At 32.1% G+C, this 16,436-nt stretch carries 12 protein-coding genes; 1 reads left to right on the top strand and 11 read right to left on the bottom strand.

Features of this window, described 5'->3' with window-relative positions:
* Positions 1-38: 38 nt before the first annotated feature.
* The 7 genes from BLV79_RS04390 to tgt all read right to left on the bottom strand — a co-directional run bounded on the left by BLV79_RS04390 (position 39) and on the right by tgt (position 8,894).
* Positions 39-1,202 (bottom strand): phosphoglycerate dehydrogenase, encoded by a 1,164-nt coding sequence (locus BLV79_RS04390; protein ID WP_074716506.1) that lies wholly within the window; start codon positions 1,200-1,202, stop codon positions 39-41.
* Positions 1,203-1,219: 17 nt separating this feature from the next.
* A complete protein-coding gene (gene serC, locus BLV79_RS04395) occupies positions 1,220-2,302 on the bottom strand; it encodes a 3-phosphoserine/phosphohydroxythreonine transaminase (RefSeq protein ID WP_074716508.1) in 1,083 nt (360 codons plus the stop codon).
* 44 nt (positions 2,303-2,346) lie between these two features.
* Positions 2,347-4,092, bottom strand: a complete 1,746-nt coding sequence (gene ilvB, locus BLV79_RS04400) for a biosynthetic-type acetolactate synthase large subunit (RefSeq protein ID WP_074716510.1) — start codon at positions 4,090-4,092, stop codon at positions 2,347-2,349.
* Between the two features lie 28 nt (positions 4,093-4,120).
* Positions 4,121-5,791: a dihydroxy-acid dehydratase gene (gene ilvD, locus BLV79_RS04405; RefSeq protein WP_074716512.1), complete on the bottom strand. Its 1,671-nt coding sequence runs from the start codon at positions 5,789-5,791 to the stop codon at positions 4,121-4,123.
* Between the two features lie 81 nt (positions 5,792-5,872).
* The gene (gene leuB, locus BLV79_RS04410) at positions 5,873-7,003 is read right to left on the bottom strand and encodes a 3-isopropylmalate dehydrogenase (RefSeq protein ID WP_074716514.1); all 1,131 of its coding nucleotides are present in this window, start codon (positions 7,001-7,003) and stop codon (positions 5,873-5,875) included.
* Between the two features lie 318 nt (positions 7,004-7,321).
* Entirely contained in the window at positions 7,322-7,627 is a 306-nt protein-coding gene (yajC, locus tag BLV79_RS04415) for a preprotein translocase subunit YajC (RefSeq protein WP_074716516.1), read from the bottom strand.
* Positions 7,628-7,733: 106 nt separating this feature from the next.
* Positions 7,734-8,894 (bottom strand): tRNA guanosine(34) transglycosylase Tgt, encoded by a 1,161-nt coding sequence (tgt, locus tag BLV79_RS04420; RefSeq protein WP_074716518.1) that lies wholly within the window; start codon positions 8,892-8,894, stop codon positions 7,734-7,736.
* Positions 8,895-9,155: 261 nt separating this feature from the next.
* Between tgt and aroC the strand changes: the two genes are divergently transcribed.
* Positions 9,156-10,256 carry a chorismate synthase gene (aroC, locus tag BLV79_RS04425; protein ID WP_074716520.1) on the top strand — a complete coding sequence of 367 codons (1,101 nt, stop codon included), beginning with the start codon at positions 9,156-9,158 and terminating at the stop codon, positions 10,254-10,256.
* Positions 10,257-10,428: 172 nt separating this feature from the next.
* On the opposite strand, the gene BLV79_RS04430 is transcribed toward aroC, so the two are convergent.
* From BLV79_RS04430 to BLV79_RS04445, 4 genes are all read right to left on the bottom strand, one after another.
* Positions 10,429-11,736, bottom strand: coding sequence for a dicarboxylate/amino acid:cation symporter (locus BLV79_RS04430; RefSeq protein ID WP_083354440.1), 1,308 nt, complete (start codon positions 11,734-11,736; stop codon positions 10,429-10,431).
* 383 nt (positions 11,737-12,119) lie between these two features.
* Positions 12,120-12,728 (bottom strand): HAD family hydrolase, encoded by a 609-nt coding sequence (locus BLV79_RS04435; protein ID WP_074716522.1) that lies wholly within the window; start codon positions 12,726-12,728, stop codon positions 12,120-12,122.
* Positions 12,729-12,750: 22 nt separating this feature from the next.
* Entirely contained in the window at positions 12,751-14,100 is a 1,350-nt protein-coding gene (locus BLV79_RS04440; protein ID WP_074716524.1) for an MATE family efflux transporter, read from the bottom strand.
* An 86-nt stretch (positions 14,101-14,186) separates the two neighbouring features.
* Positions 14,187-16,427 carry a hypothetical protein gene (locus BLV79_RS04445; protein ID WP_074716526.1) on the bottom strand — a complete coding sequence of 747 codons (2,241 nt, stop codon included), beginning with the start codon at positions 16,425-16,427 and terminating at the stop codon, positions 14,187-14,189.
* Between the last annotated feature and the right edge of the window lie 9 nt (positions 16,428-16,436).

Genomic DNA, 16,436 nt, shown 5'->3' on the forward strand with positions numbered 1-16,436 from the left:
TTTTGTATAATTAAAGTAGTGAAAGAAAAAAGAATAAATTATTTTACTCTTCTAACTCTTAATACTCCATCAATTGCTCTTAATTTTTCTAAAACATCTTCATCTAGCTTAGAATCAACATCTATAAGAGAATATGCATAATCGCCTTTTCCTTTATTTGTCAAATCTGAAACGTTAACATCAGCATCTTTTAAAACAGTTGTATATTGAGCAATCATACCTTTGTTATTTCTATGTAAAATACTAATTCTTCCCTCGCTATCACAAGATCCCATGCTACAATCAGGGAAGTTTACTGAGTGTACGATATTTCCATTTTCAATGAAATCACGTAATTCTCTAACTGCCATCATTGCACAATTATCTTCTGACTCAGATGTAGATGCTCCTAAGTGTGGAGTTACAATACAGTTTTTAGCTCCTGCTGTTGTTTCATTAGGGAAATCTGATATATATTTTCCTAATTTATCGTTATTTAATGCATCAACTACAGCTTCTTCATCAACTAATAAATCTCTTGCAAAATTTAGTAATACTGCATTTGGTTTCATCATAGCGATTGCATCTTTATCAATCATTTTTTTAGTTGAATCTAATAATGGAACATGAATTGTTATAAAATCACAATTTTTATAAATTTCTTCAACATTACTGATATGTTTGATATTATGTGATAAATTCCAAGCTGCATTAACTGAGATATATGGATCATATCCGTAAACTTCCATTCCAAGGTGTTGTGCAGCATTTGCTACTAAAACACCAATTGCTCCAAGTCCAATTACACCTAATTTTTTTCCTGAAATTTCGTGACCTGCAAATTTCTTTTTTTGTTTTTCAGCTCTTTTTGCAATTGTCTCATCATCCTGGTTATCTAGAATCCATTCTACTCCACCAAAAATATCTCTTGAGGCATATAACATTCCTGCTAAAACCAACTCTTTTACACCATTAGCATTAGCACCTGGTGTGTTAAAAACAACAATACCTTGTTCTGCGCATTTATCTAAAGGTATGTTATTTACTCCTGCACCTGCTCTTGCAACTGCTAATAATGATTCTGGTAATTCCATATCATGCATTGCGCAGCTTCTAACTAAAACTGCCTCTGCTTCTTCAACTTTATCTACTTTTTTATAATCTTTAGAAAATAATTTTAAACCTACATCTGCGATAGGATTTAAGCATGTATAATTAAACATTTCCTACTCCTTACTATTTATAAATTCTTTTTTTCAAACTCTCTCATAAACTCAACTAGTTTTTCAACGCCTTCTTTTGGCATAGCATTATAAATTGATGCTCTCATTCCACCAACTGTTCTATGTCCTTTTAAGTTAACAAATCCAGCTTTTGCTGCTTCTTCAACAAATTTAGCGTCTAATTCTTTATCTCCTGTAACAAATGGCACATTCATTAATGAACGATCTTTCTTTTCAACTGTTCCCTTAAATAATTTACTTTGATCTAAGAAATCATATAATACTTTAGCTTTTTCTTCATTAAGCTCTTTCATTTTTTCAAGACCGCCTAGTTTTTTAAGCCATTTAAATACTTTTCCGCAAATATAAATATTGTAGCAAGGTGGTGTATTATATAATGATGCACTATCTGCCTGTGTTTTATATTTTAACATTGTTGGTGTAAATGGCATAACATCATCTCTTACTAAATCTTTTCTAATAATTACAACTACTACACCTGCTGGTCCAACATTTTTTTGAACACCACCATAGATAAGTGCATATTTGCTAACATCAACTGGCTCAGATAAGAAACATGAAGATACATCAGCTACTAAATCTACACCCTTTGTATTAGGTAACTGTTTATATTTTGTTCCATAAATAGTATTATTTTCACAAATATATACATAATCCATATCATCTGTAATAGCTAAATCTGAACAATCTGGAATATATGTAAATGTCTTATCTGCTGATGAAGCAAGTTCAACAACTTCACCATATTTTTTTGCTTCTGCTGCTGCTTTTTTTGCCCATTGTCCAGTAATAATGTATCCGGCTTTTTTATTTTTCATTAAGTTCATTGGGATTGCTGCGAACTGTTGTGAAGCTCCTCCCTGTAAAAATAAAACATCATAATTGTCTGGAATATTCATTAATTCTCTTAAATCTGCCTCTGCTTCTTTAATGATGTCATCATATACTTTTGAACGATGACTCATCTCCATTACAGACATCCCACACCCTTTATAATCAAGCATTTCATCTGCTGCCTCTTGTAAAACTTCCTCTGGCAAAACTGCTGGTCCTGCTGAGAAATTGTAAACTCTACTCATTTTTAACTTCCTCCTAAATAATTACTTTTAAAACTTTTAAAATCTTATTTTTTTTGCAAATCACTTTCATCAAATGATTGACTTATTGGTGCGCCTGGGGCAACCATTGGCCATACTTTCTCATCTGAATCAATTATGCAGTCTATTACAAATGGACCATCACATTTAATTGCTTCTTCTAAAGCCTTTTCAAACTCTTCTCTTGAAGTTACACGTTTTGCTATTGCACCTAGACCCTCTGCAACCTTCACAAAATCAACACCATCATCTAAAACCGTAGCTGAATAACGCTGACCATAGAAAAGATTTTGCCACTGACGAACCATTCCTAACACATGATTATTTATTACAATTTGTATAAGTGGAAGATGTTCTCTTGCTGCTGTAGCAATTTCGTTTAGATTCATTCTAAAACATCCATCTCCCGCAATATTTACGACCTGTTTATCTTTTAATGCAACCTGAGCTCCAATTGCTGCTCCAAGTCCATAGCCCATTGTTCCTAATCCACCTGATGTCAAGAAAGTATGTGGATTTTTAAATTTATAAAATTGAGCTACCCACATCTGATGCTGACCAACTTCTGTTACAATTACAGCATCTCCCTTTGTCTCTTCGTAAAGTTTTTCGATGATATATGGACCGCTTAAACCTTCTTTTGGATATGTAAGTGGAAACTGTTCTTTATATGATTGAATTTCATCTAGCCAATCTTTATGATTTGCCTTCTTTAATTTTGGATTAATTAATTTTAGTATTTCCTTTACATCGCCAATTACTGCTGCATCAACTCTTATATTCTTATTAATTTCAGCAGCATCTATTTCAAATTGTAAAATTTTTGCATTTTTTGCAAATTCTTTTGGATTACCAATTACTCTATCAGAAAATCTAACACCAACCGAAATCAACAAATCACACTTACTTACGCCAATATTTGATGTTTTAGTACCATGCATTCCCAACATTCCAGTATAATTTGGTTTAGTACCATCAAATGCACCTTTTCCCATTAATGAATCACAGACTGGTGCATCAACTAATTCAACAAACTTACTAAGTTCTTCCGAAGCACCAGAAATAACTGCTCCACCACCAACAAAAATAAATGGTTTTTTAGCCGATTCAATTAGTTTAACTGCTTCTTCTATTTCTTCACTTTCTATTTCAGTTGAATTTAATTTAATTTCTACTTTTTTCCCATTTTTTAGCACTTTATGTACTCTTGATAGTAAATCTGTTTCTTTCTTAGTAGCTTTTTTCTGTGGTATAAACTCATATTCTACTTCCGCGCCAGTAACGTCTTTTGCAATGTCAACAAGCACAGGGCCTGGTCGGCCGCTTTGTGCTATTGAAAATGCTCTTCTCATAGTAGGTGCTAAATCTTTTATATCTTTTACAATAAAATTATGTTTCGTAATAGGCATAGTAATTCCCGTTATATCTATTTCTTGAAAAGAATCTTTTCCCAATAATGGAACTGTAACATTACATGTAATTGCAACAATTGGAACTGAATCCATATATGCAGTTGCTATACCTGTAACTAGATTAGTTGCTCCTGGTCCAGATGTTGCAAAACACACTCCTACCTTACCTGTTGCTCTTGCGTATCCATCAGCTGCATGAGCTGCTCCTTGTTCATGAGATGTCAAAACATGATGTATATCTTTTTGTTTGTATAACGCATCATATACATTCAAAATTGCTCCACCTGGATAACCAAATACTGTGTCTACACCCTGTTCTCTTAAGCTTTCTAATACTACTTCTGCTCCTGTTTTCTTCATCTTCATGTCCCCTTAATCTTTAATAGGTTTATTTAAAATTGTTTTCTAAAATTGCTCCTCTGTTTCCAGATGTAACCATAGCAGCATATCTTGCTAAATAGCCAGTTTTAACTTTTGGTTCTCTTGGCTGCCAGTTTTTACGTCTTTCCTCTAGAACATTTTCATCAACATCTAACTCTAATTTCATATTTGGGATATCAATTTTAATGATGTCTCCCTCTTCAACTAATGCAATTGGTCCGCCAAGTGCTGCTTCTGGAGAAACGTGTCCAATCGAAGCACCTCTTGAAGCACCTGAGAAACGTCCATCTGTAATAAGTGCAACTGAGCTTCCTAGCCCCATTCCTGCAATAGCTGATGTTGGATTAAGCATCTCTCTCATTCCCGGACCACCTTTTGGACCTTCGTATCTGATGACTACAACATCACCTGGTACAATTTTTCCACCTTTAATTGCTTTAATTGCATCTTCTTCACAATCAAATACTCTTGCAGGTCCTTCATGAACCATCATCTCTTCTACAACTGCAGAACGTTTAACAACCGATCCGTCTGGTGCTAAATTACCTTTTAATACTGCTAAACCACCAGTTTTTGAATATGGATTATCTGTTGTTCTGATTACTTCTGGATTCATATTAACTGCATTTTTAATGTTTTCGCCTATTGTTTTTCCTGTAACAGTCATACATTCTGTATTAATTAAACCTATATCAGCTAGTTCTTTCATAACTGCATAAACTCCTCCAGCTTCATTAAGGTCTTCCATATATGTTGGACCTGCTGGAGCTAAGTGACATAAGTTTGGTGTTTTTTCACTGATTGGATTTGCAAATGAAATGTCAAAATCGAAACCAACTTCATGTGCAATAGCTGGTAAATGTAACATTGAATTTGTAGAACAACCTAATGCCATATCTACTGTTAACGCATTTAAAATTGCATCTTTTGTCATAATATCTCTTGGACAAATATTTTTTCTATACATTTCCATAACAGCCATTCCAGCTCGTTTAGCAAGTTTAATTCTTTCTGAATAAACTGCTGGAATAGTACCGTTTCCTCTTAATCCCATTCCCAAAGCTTCTGTTAAACAATTCATAGAATTTGCTGTGTACATTCCTGAACATGAACCACATGTAGGACAAACTTTTTCCTCATACTCTTTTACATCATCCTCTGTCATTGAACCTGAAGCATATGCGCCAACAGCTTCAAACATAGATGATAAACTACGCTTCTTTCCGCCAATTCTACCAGCTAGCATTGGACCACCTGACACAAATACAGTTGGTACATTAATTCTTGCCGCTGCCATTAATAAACCTGGTACATTCTTATCACAGTTTGGAACCATAACTAATGCATCAAACTGATGTGCAAGTGCCATACATTCTGTTGAATCGGCAATCAAATCTCTTGTAACCAATGAGTATTTCATTCCAACGTGACCCATAGCTATTCCGTCACATACTGCTATTGCAGGGAATACTACAGGCATTCCACCTGCTTCTGCAACACCTAACTTAACAGCATTTACAATTTTATCAATATTCATATGTCCTGGAACTATCTCATTATATGAACTTACAATTCCGACTAATGGTTTTTTTATTTCTTCTGGAGTAAATCCTAATGCATTTAATAAACTTCTAGCTGGAGCCTGTTGCATTCCAGCTTTCATATTATCACTTTTCATAATATAAACTTCCTTCCTGATTTTTCGCCAAATCAAATCTTATCTTATGGTAAAACAAAAATGGAAAAATTTCAAGCTTTTTTACTGTAATGTATGACAGTAAATTTCTTCTACAATAAGATCTCCAATCTCTTTTGTTCCTACTTGTTTGACATTTTCAGTGTTTTCTGCATCATTTTCATTCTTTTGAGGCATAATATCAATTGTACGATATCCTTTTTCTAATACTCTTTGAACAGCATTTTCAACATCTTTTGCTGCATCATCTAAATCAAATGAATATCTTAACATCATTGCTGCACTTAAAATTGTTGCTATTGGATTAGCAATTCCTTTTCCTGCAATATCTGGAGCTGATCCGCCACTAGGTTCGTATAAGCCAAATTTTGTATCATTTAAGCTTGCTGATGAAAGCATTCCGATTGAACCTGTTATCATACTAGCTTCATCTGATAAAATGTCACCAAACATGTTCTCTGTTAAAACTACATCAAATTGTTTTGGATCTTTTACAAGTTGCATAGCTGCATTATCTACTAACATGTGCTCATACTGAACTTCTGGATAATCTTTTGCAACTTCTTCTACTACACTTCTCCATAGTCTTGATGAATCTAATACATTAGCTTTATCTACGGAAGTTACTTTTTTATTTCTCTTCATTGCTATATCAAATGCTCTAATAGCAATTCTTCTTATTTCGTTTTCATTATATGTTAAAGTATCTGTTGCTGTTTTAACTCCGTCAACTTCCTCTGTATGTCTTTTTCCAAAATATAAACCACCTGTAAGTTCTCGCATAATCATCAAGTCAAATCCACCTTCAATAATATCCTCTCTTAATGGACATGCCTTTTTTAATTCTTTATATAAATATGCTGGACGTAAATTTGCAAAAAGATTTAATGCCTTTCTAATCTTTAAAAGACCTGCTTCTGGGCGTAATTCAGGTGCCAATTTATACCAAGGAGATGTTGATGTATTTCCTCCTATTGATCCCATTAAAATTGCATCCTGTTGTTTTGCTGTTTCAATTGCTTCATCTGTTAGTGGAACTCCAGTTGCATCGATTGAGCAACCTCCCATTAGAATATCTGTATAACTAAATCCTAGTTTATATTTCTTTGCAACTGCATCTAAAACCTTTTTTGCCTCACCTACGACTTCTGGTCCTATACCGTCTCCTGCTATTAATCCAATTTTATAATTCATTTAACTAAACCTCCATTTATATTAATTTTCTTTAATCTTCTAAGTTTTCTGAATCTTTTTACTATTCCTGAAATTTATAGACTACTAATAATGATATAACAAAATGGAATTTTTGACAACGTTTTAATCTATCGTAGTTTTTTATAATATAAATAACATATAGTTATACTAATCTGTTTTTATTATTCCAAATAGTGATATTGTTTTTCAAAAAAAATCTACACTCGAAGCCATGTATTAATACTCTTGTTAAAAAACAATATATTAAAACAAACACAACGAATGTAGATTTTAAAAAATTATATTCTTTTATCAGAATTATTTATCCTGTTTTTCAACTTGTACAATAGCTGATTTTTGCATTGGAATACGACAATTTCTGTTGTTTCCAAATTCAACAATAACAAGATCTTCCTGAATATCTACAACACTACCATAAAAACCTGCTGATGTAAGAATTGAATCGCCTACTTCAAGTTCTTTTATCATGATTTCTTTCTGCTGTTGTTCTTTCTTCTGTGGTCTGATCATGAAAAAGTACATAAGACCAAACATTACAACTAAAAGTGCCATTGACAAATAGTTGAATCCTGCTGAAGAAGATGACAATAAAATTGTACTCATATATTTATCCTCCTAAGTTTCCTTTAGCTTCTATTCATATTTTTATATGATTAGACATAAACACACACACTATTTTACACAAATATTCCAAAGGATACAAGATATTTTAACCATTTTCTTGTTCTTTTTCTCTATTAATTTGACCCATATTGTATAATTTTTCTTCTTTGTAACTTTTAAATCTTCCTTCTTCAAGAGATGTGCGAATTTCTTCCATCATAGTATTGTAAAAATAGAGATTATGTAATACACAAAGTCTCATACCAAGCATTTCTTTTGCTTTTAATAAATGACGAATATATGCTCTTGAATATGACTGACATGCAGGACATCCACAACCTTCTTCGATTGGTCTCATATCTTTTTCATATTTTTTATTAAATAAATTAATCTTACCCTGATTAGTATATACATGACCATGACGACCATTTCTACTTGGATAAACACAATCAAAGAAATCGATTCCTCGTTCTACGCCTTCTAAAATATTAGCTGGTGTACCGACACCCATAAGGTATGTTGGTTTATTAACTGGCAAATGCGGAACTACTGCATCTAAAACGCCATACATCTGTTCGTGAGATTCACCTACTGCAAGTCCACCTACTGCATAACCATCTAAGTCCATTTCAGAAATTCGTTTTGCATGATCAATTCGAATATCATCATATACTGCACCCTGATTAATACCAAACAATAATTGTTCTTTATTAACTGTATCTTCAAGCGAATTAAGTCTCGCCATTTCCTTTTTACATCTTTCTAACCATCTTGTAGTTCTAGCGACCGAATCGCTTACATAGCGTCTTTCTGCTAACGCAGGTGGACATTCATCAAAAGCCATTGCAATTGTCGAACCTAAGTTAGACTGAATTTGCATACTTTCTTCAGGACCCATAAAAATTTTACGACCATCAATATGAGAATTAAAGTATACGCCTTCTTCTTTTATTTTTCTAAGCCCTGCAAGTGAAAATACCTGGAATCCGCCAGAATCTGTTAAGATAGGTCTATCCCAATTCATAAATTTATGTAATCCACCAACTTCTTTAATTAATTTATCACCTGTTCTAACATGTAAGTGATAAGTGTTAGAAAGTTCAACCTGACATTTAATATTCTTTAAATCATTAGTTGAAACGGCACCTTTAATAGCCGCTACTGTACCAACATTCATAAAAACCGGAGTTTGAATATCTCCGTGAATTGTATGAAATACACCTCGTTTTGCTCTACCTTCTTGCTTCAATAATTCGTATTTTGCCATTATTGATCTCCTTTTTTCTCTACTTGTGACATCTTAAGTTCAATTTCTAAAACACAGTTAGACGAACCTTTAGAAATATATTCTATTAAATTATAACGAATGTAATGCTATAAAATATACATCTAAAATGAAGTCACTGAGCTTTAATTATATACCCTTTATTCTTATTTGGCTACATATATAATATTTTTTTATATATATTCATTTTTGTTTCTATTTTTGTTATAATTATAATTAGTTTTTTATAAAGGAGATTTAAATATGGCAGGGTCAATTTTTGGGAAAAATTTCACTATTACTACATGGGGCGAATCCCATGGAAAAGGTCTTGGTGTCGTCATCGATGGTTGTCCGGCAGGATTAGAGCTTTCAAGCGATGATATACAAGCATTTTTAGACCGACGTAAGCCTGGTCAATCTAACATAACTACTCAAAGAAAAGAAGATGACAAGGTAACAATTTTATCAGGTGTTTTTGAAGGCAAAACAACTGGTACACCTATTTCTTTAATTGTAGAGAATACCAATCAAAAATCTAAGGACTATTCGCAAATTGCAAGTTATTATCGTCCAGGTCATGCTGATTTTGGTTTTGATATGAAATATGGTTTTCGTGATTACAGAGGTGGTGGTCGTTCATCTGGTCGTGAAACTATAGGTCGTGTGGCTGCTGGAGCAATCGCAAGCAAAATATTAAACCAACTAGGCATTACTTTACTTTGTTACACCAAATCAATAGGTGGTATATATATTGATTATGACAACTTTGACGAGGATTATATTAGTCAAAACAAATTATATATGCCTGATAGAGATGCTTTTTTTAAGGCTGACGAATATTTGGCTAAATGCATGGAAAAAAAAGATTCTGCAGGTGGATTAATTGAATGTGTAATTGAAGGTATGCCAGCTGGTATTGGAGAACCTGTTTTCGATAAATTAGATGCTCAACTAGCAAAAGCTATTTTTTCTATCGGTTCAGTAAAAGGTTTTGAGATTGGAGATGGTTTTGACGTTGTAAGTTCTACTGGTTCATATAATAATGATGAATTTTGCATTATAAATGGCGAAATATCGAAAAAGACAAATCATGCTGGAGGAATTCTAGGTGGAATGTCAGATTCAAGCCCAATTGTTTTTAGGGCAGCAATTAAACCTACTCCTTCAATAGCTTCAAAACAACATACTATAACTTGCGATGGAGAAGAAATCGAAATATCTATTAACGGTCGTCATGATCCAATTATCGTTCCACGCGCAGTTGTTGTAGTTGAATCAATGGCTGCAATTACTATTTTGGATTTGCTTCTTGAAAATATGCATGCAAGATTAGATTCTATTGAAGATTTTTATATGAGATAAAGCTATTTAGCTGCAAAATAATTAATAATATTATTTTTTAGTATATTTATATAAGCAAATATTTTTTTAATACATGCATTAAAAACCTCTATGGATACTATATTTTCCATAGAGGTTTTCTTATATAAATATTATCGCTTTTAAATATAATTAAAATAGTATTACTATAACATTATGCTTCTTCGCTGCATTCTGAAATTTCAACTTCTTCTGCAATACTTTTATCTGAATTCCAAGATTTTAATTTGTTTTTTAATAAGTTTGAAACAACTACTGCACATGAAGCATCTCCTGTGATATTAACAGTTGTTCTACCCATATCAAAAATTCTATCAACACCTGCAACAAGTGCAATTCCTGCAAGTGGAAGGCCAACTGATTGTAATACCATAGCTAACATAACCATACCAGCTCCTGGCACACCTGCTGTTCCGATTGAAGCAAGAGTTGCTGTTATAACAATCATAAGAAGTTGTGTTGGTGTTAAATGAATTCCGTAACATGCTGCGATAAATACTACACATACACCTTGATAGATAGCTGTTCCATCCATATTAATTGTTGCACCTAATGGTAAAACGAATGTTGATACTTCTTCTTTTGCTCCAATTCTTTTTGTACATTCTAAATTAAGAGGCAAAGTACCTACAGATGATGCACTTGAAAATGCAAATAAAATAGCTGGCATCATTCCTTTAAAGAATTTTACAGGACTCATTCCTCCTAATGTTTTAACTGCTAATGAATAAACTACAATAACATGAATAACATATGCTATATATGCTGCCATTAATACCATCGCTAATGAACCAATAATTCTTGGTCCTTCTTCAGCAATAACTGGTGTTAATAAACAAAAGACACCAATTGGTGAAAGCTTCAAAATCATATCCATCGCCTTCATAAATACTTCATTAGCTACATCAATTGCTTTAATTGCAGGCGATGCTTTTGGTCCAGCAAGAATTACAGCAAAGCCTAAAATCAAAGCCATAACAATCACCTGTAACATATTCGCCTCTGTAATTGGTGCTAAAAAGTTCGATGGAAAAATATTAACGATTGTATCCATCAACGATTGACCTTTTTGTGCCTTATATGTAACACCCTCTACTGATAGTCTAGGGAATAAATTCGAAAAAATATTAGCAACTCCTAATCCAATTGCTGTTGCAAATGCTGTTGTACATAAATAGTAAAGAAGAGTTGTTCCACCAACTGCTCCTACCTTTTTTATATCTTTCATAGAAACAACACCAGCCATTATAGAAAACAAAACGATTGGCCCAACAATAAATTTAACCAAATTTAAAAATATTGTACCAAATGGCAAAATATACTTATCTACTAATGATATATTCTCTCCTAAAAACGCACTACTTGCCAAACCTGTTAGTATTGCTAAAACTAACGCAATAAAAATCTGTACCGCAAGAGGCATAGGTTTTTTCTTTGTTGATTTCTCCACAGCATTACTCATACTTCTAATTTCCTCCTATTACGTATAACAACTGTAAAATTACATTTTTTAGTTTACAATAATTATATATATACGTCAATAGATTTTTGCATATTTTTATAGTAAAATATTCATTTGCGTTTCCTGGATAATCTTATTTTTTTAAATTTTACTTATTTTTAGCACTTTTATTCTAATAAGTGATAGGTTGTTTATTAGAATAGTGATAAATGTATGTTGTCTTGCAAGTTTCCGAACAGTTTCTTGCATTTTTCATCAATTATATATTCTCCTTAATTATATTTTTCCATAAAAAATCTCTTCTATTACGATATATCCTTATAATTCAAGTGATATTTCATCATAGAAGAGAGTAATAAATAATAATATTTAAATATTGTTTTCTATAATCCTAAAAATTCTTTTAATCTATTAACATCGCCATCAGCAAAGCAATATCCGTCCATACCGGTTTCTTTTGAAGCATTAATATTATCTTCTAAATCATCAATAAATAAACATGTTGATGGATCAAGATTGAATTTTTCATAAAAACGATTGTATATTTCTTTTTGTGGTTTCAATAATTTTTCTGGTGCTGAATAAAAAACACCATCAAATAAATCTGCTTTTGGAACTACTTCTTTATACATTTTAGGTAAACGTACACTTGCATTTGATAAAATATATACGTTATATCCTTTATCTTTAAGTTGTTGCACAACTTCTCCCATTTCTTCATTAGGTGTCATACACACTTTATCCCATGTTTCAAAACTTTTTCTTCCTATTTCTCTAGCCTCTTCAGTCTCAAATCTACTTAACATTTTTTTAAGAGCTTTTTCTTCTGTAATTAATCCACCATCAAGCATTTCCCACTCAATTGATTTAAAAACTATCAATCCTACTTCTCTGATAATTTTTTTGTCATCTGTAAACTGTCTTGCTGCTGCATCTGAATCATATTTTACTAATACATTTCCCATGTCAAAAACTATATTCTTATACTTCATTCTGTTCTCCTTTGTTATAATACTACTTTATTTCTTTAATAACTTTAGGCTGTTTAAATAAAAAATAAATAAGCACCAAGACTGACACTATTGTCCAACTTATTGGATAACAACTTAATATTTTCTGCAAAGATTCGCCTGGAACAATAAATTTTACCCAAACTACTCTATATGCACAAATTCCTAGTAATGTTGTAACTGTTGAAACCATAACATAATTTTCAGCCCTTAACGTTGCTGATAAAATTTCAGCAATTGCAAAAACACTATAAAACGGTGCTAAAATCTTTGAAATAGATACACCAATCTCTATTACTTCTTTATTATCTGCAAACAGTCTTAAAAGTATAGGTGCCATAGTTATAAACCCAATGGATAAGACTATGCCAATACCGACTTCCATCATAATAACCTGTATATTTGCTTTTTTTATTCTTTCTGATAAACCTGCGCCATAATTTTGACCAACAAAAGTTGTAATTGATACAGAAAAAGCTTGATTTATCATCCACCATAATGCATCAATCCTTCCATATGCCGTCCAGGCCGCAACAACACTGACTCCCATTTGATTAAGAGAAGTTTGCACTATCATATTTGAAACAGAAAACATACTTCCTGCAATAGCTGTAGGCAATCCAATTTTAAGAATCATTCCCAATGTTACTGGATTAATATGTAATTTCCTTAATGATAGCTCCATTCCCGGTGTTTTTTTCATTAACAAAAAGGTTATCAAAAAAGCACTAAACGCTTGAGAAATATCCGTAGCAAGTCCTGCTCCAAACACACCCATTTTTAATATTACAACAAAAAACACATCTAATGCAATATTTAAACCACAACATGACATCAAAATATATAATGGACGTTTCGAATCTCCGATTGCCCTTAAAATACCTGATCCAATATTGTATATTAACGTAAAAACAAGGCCAACAAACAGTGTTCTTACATACAAAATAGAATTAGCCATCAAGTTATCCGGTGTTCTTAGTAAAACTAAAAATGGTTTTACTCCGAAAAAGCCGATAACTCCAAGGGCTAATCCTCCCACTACTGCAAAAGTATACGCTGTATGTAATGAATCATCTACCCTATCGTACTCTTTTGCTCCAAAGTATTGTGCAATAATAACTGTTGCACCTGTTGCTAACCCCATGAAAAAAGTAAAAACAAAATTTAATATTTGACCTGACGATCCACCAACACTAGCAAGAGCTTCTGATCCAGCCGACTTACCTACAATTGATGCATCAACCGTATTATACAATGTCTGGAAAAAAGCTCCTACTAATATTGGAAAGAAAAAAATCAAAATCTGTTTCCAAATTACTCCTGTGGTTATATCGTTATTCTTTCTTACTTCCATATTACACCTCAATATAACTCAATTCGTATCTTTTTAGTATAACATACTTAGCATCATCTGCCAAACAATAATGTTTAACATCCATTTTAGACAACAGTTTTAGGCTTATTTCTCTTTCTTGCCTGTTCTAATCCAGATATATTAGGATCCCATGGCACATCAACAACCAATTCTTCAATTGCAGCTCTTCTTCGAGGTTTTTGAGTAGCCTTTTCGTGTTCTAGTAATTCTTCTTCAGCACGTCTTCTTTCTTGTTCCCTCTCAGCTTGTTGTCTTGCCCTTTCTCTTGCTCTTTCTTTTTTTTTCATATCTATTTCTTTATTTGCTCTCACTCTTGCGGCCAAGATATCAGCTTGTGTCATAACTTTTTTGGGTTCATCTAAATATGCCTCCTTTTTTGCATCTAGCTCTTTTGAAGCTTCTCTTTGATTTTTTTCAGCCATAAAAACATCTATTATATTCTGGTCCGCCTTAGATATACTAGTCTGAATATCAATATTTTTAGAGAACTTCTCAACTGCGTGGTCACGTAATTCTTTTGCATCCTTTTGAACCGCTTCAATTTTTCTTGCTTCTTCTTGTTCTTTTAATCTTTTTTCAATTTCTCTTTGTTTTCTTTCTTTTTCAAGGCGCTTTTCTTCTTCAATTCTAGCTTCACGCTCTTTTTTTTCTTTTTCAATTCGTTTTAATTCTTCTTGTCTTTTTTCTTCTTTAATCTTTTCTTTTTCTTTTTGTTTAATCTCCTTTATTTCACGTAATTCACTAGTTGTTCTATTTACAGCATCATATATGCCTTCACTGGCAGTTTTAGAAACGAATTGATCTTTATCAAATTCATTAATTCTATCAATTTCCTCTGCAAGCTCAATAAAATCATTGTTCTCGCATCGATTATATGCTGAATTCTTAGATCTTTTAATGCTTTTTTCAGTTCTTTGTTTAGCTTTTTCACGAGTATTCTTAAACTCTTCTACAAAATCTTTTGAATTAATCCCTATCAAATCTTTTTCATTACTACTTTCTGTAGTATTTACTCCTTCATTGTTTACCTCATTATTATTGTTTACTTCATTATTATTGTTTTCGCCATTCATAGTATAAACAATACCTGATTCAGACGCACTAGCTTTATTTATAAGCTCATTCTTTTCTTCTGCAAGTTTGCTTACTTTAATGTTCTTTTCTGACTTATCTTCTTTTAACATATTATTGATTTGATCCATTATATCTCCTATAAAAATAGAATTCTGTCCCATCTGATTGACCTTTGAATCAACATCTTTTTTTATAAGCTCTATTGCATTTTTGTTATACTCAATGGATTGTTTTAATTTAGAACGTCTATTAACCAAATTATGTTTTATTTCTATCATTTCTTTTTTCTCTGTTAATGCTTCTATATATTTCTTCCAAAATTTAGGATCAGTTAAGTCTAAATCTTCAATTAAATCATAAAGTTTTTCTGTATAATATTCTAAATCATCATTAATTATCAATAGTTGTTTCTTTTCATGACAAATTGCACTGTATTGTTCCCACAAATATAAAAATTCATACGCATTCTGAACATTGTATTTTTCTCTCGCAAATCTTACTGCATTCGTTGCATTTACATATTTCAATTTTGCTCTATTTTCAAGAATTATTGCTTGCTTTGTGTTTACTTTCGATTTTTTTATATTAGTCATCGTATCTTGAAAACGAATTACAATATATCCCACAGAAAGAACAGCAATAAATCCTGTTAAAATCATGTATTTTTGCACATCCATATACAAAGTAAAATATGCTACTCCAAGTGCAATAAGAACTCCACCAAATACAATAGTTAAAAAAACTGATAAATATCTCAGTAAATGTTGCTCTTTAATGCTTTCTTCTTCAATATCACGCCATCTTATTTTTTCACCTTCAAGATAATTCATATCCTTTTTTGCAGCATTCTGAAATGCTTCATTATTCTGTAATCTACGAATCGCTTTAGGTATTTCATTCTCATTAGCTTTAAACTCCTGAAATCTTTCATCTGGCAAATCATGTTTTTTCTTTAAAATTTCATCTTTTGAATTATAAAGCTTTACAATAGATTTCGCAGCTTCTTCTATAGGCTCTTTTTTCTCTTTAGATAATTTTTCAAACACCTTAACATCATTTAAATAAGATGAAACAACATTATACTCGTCACGAGCATCTATTACATCTTTTGCAATTTCTATCATATGCTCACATTGATCAACTATATATTGTTTTACATCATTACTTGATTTTTTTTCGCTATCACTTGTTGAAACATTAACGTTCTTTTTCTTATTCTTTTTAAACAACATTTTCTTCAA

This window comes from Lachnobacterium bovis DSM 14045, assembly GCF_900107245.1.
GTDB classification, from domain to species: Bacteria; Bacillota; Clostridia; order Lachnospirales; family Lachnospiraceae; genus Roseburia; species Roseburia bovis.

What these genes read in the sequence shown, in the direction of transcription:
- yajC (WP_074716516.1), bottom strand. Translation starts at nt 7,627, where the DNA reads ATGAGTACAATTTTATTGTCATCTTCTTCAGCAGGATTCAACTATTTG.
- aroC (WP_074716520.1), top strand. Translation starts at nt 9,156, where the DNA reads ATGGCAGGGTCAATTTTTGGGAAAAATTTCACTATTACTACATGGGGC.
- serC (WP_074716508.1), bottom strand. Translation starts at nt 2,302, where the DNA reads ATGAGTAGAGTTTACAATTTCTCAGCAGGACCAGCAGTTTTGCCAGAG.
- BLV79_RS04435 (WP_074716522.1), bottom strand. Translation starts at nt 12,728, where the DNA reads ATGAAGTATAAGAATATAGTTTTTGACATGGGAAATGTATTAGTAAAA.
- ilvD (WP_074716512.1), bottom strand. Translation starts at nt 5,791, where the DNA reads ATGAAAAGTGATAATATGAAAGCTGGAATGCAACAGGCTCCAGCTAGA.
- leuB (WP_074716514.1), bottom strand. Translation starts at nt 7,003, where the DNA reads ATGAATTATAAAATTGGATTAATAGCAGGAGACGGTATAGGACCAGAA.
- BLV79_RS04440 (WP_074716524.1), bottom strand. Translation starts at nt 14,100, where the DNA reads ATGGAAGTAAGAAAGAATAACGATATAACCACAGGAGTAATTTGGAAA.
- tgt (WP_074716518.1), bottom strand. Translation starts at nt 8,894, where the DNA reads ATGGCAAAATACGAATTATTGAAGCAAGAAGGTAGAGCAAAACGAGGT.
- ilvB (WP_074716510.1), bottom strand. Translation starts at nt 4,092, where the DNA reads ATGAAGAAAACAGGAGCAGAAGTAGTATTAGAAAGCTTAAGAGAACAG.
- BLV79_RS04445 (WP_074716526.1), bottom strand. Translation starts at nt 16,427, where the DNA reads ATGTTGTTTAAAAAGAATAAGAAAAAGAACGTTAATGTTTCAACAAGT.
- BLV79_RS04390 (WP_074716506.1), bottom strand. Translation starts at nt 1,202, where the DNA reads ATGTTTAATTATACATGCTTAAATCCTATCGCAGATGTAGGTTTAAAA.
- BLV79_RS04430 (WP_083354440.1), bottom strand. Translation starts at nt 11,736, where the DNA reads ATGAGTAATGCTGTGGAGAAATCAACAAAGAAAAAACCTATGCCTCTT.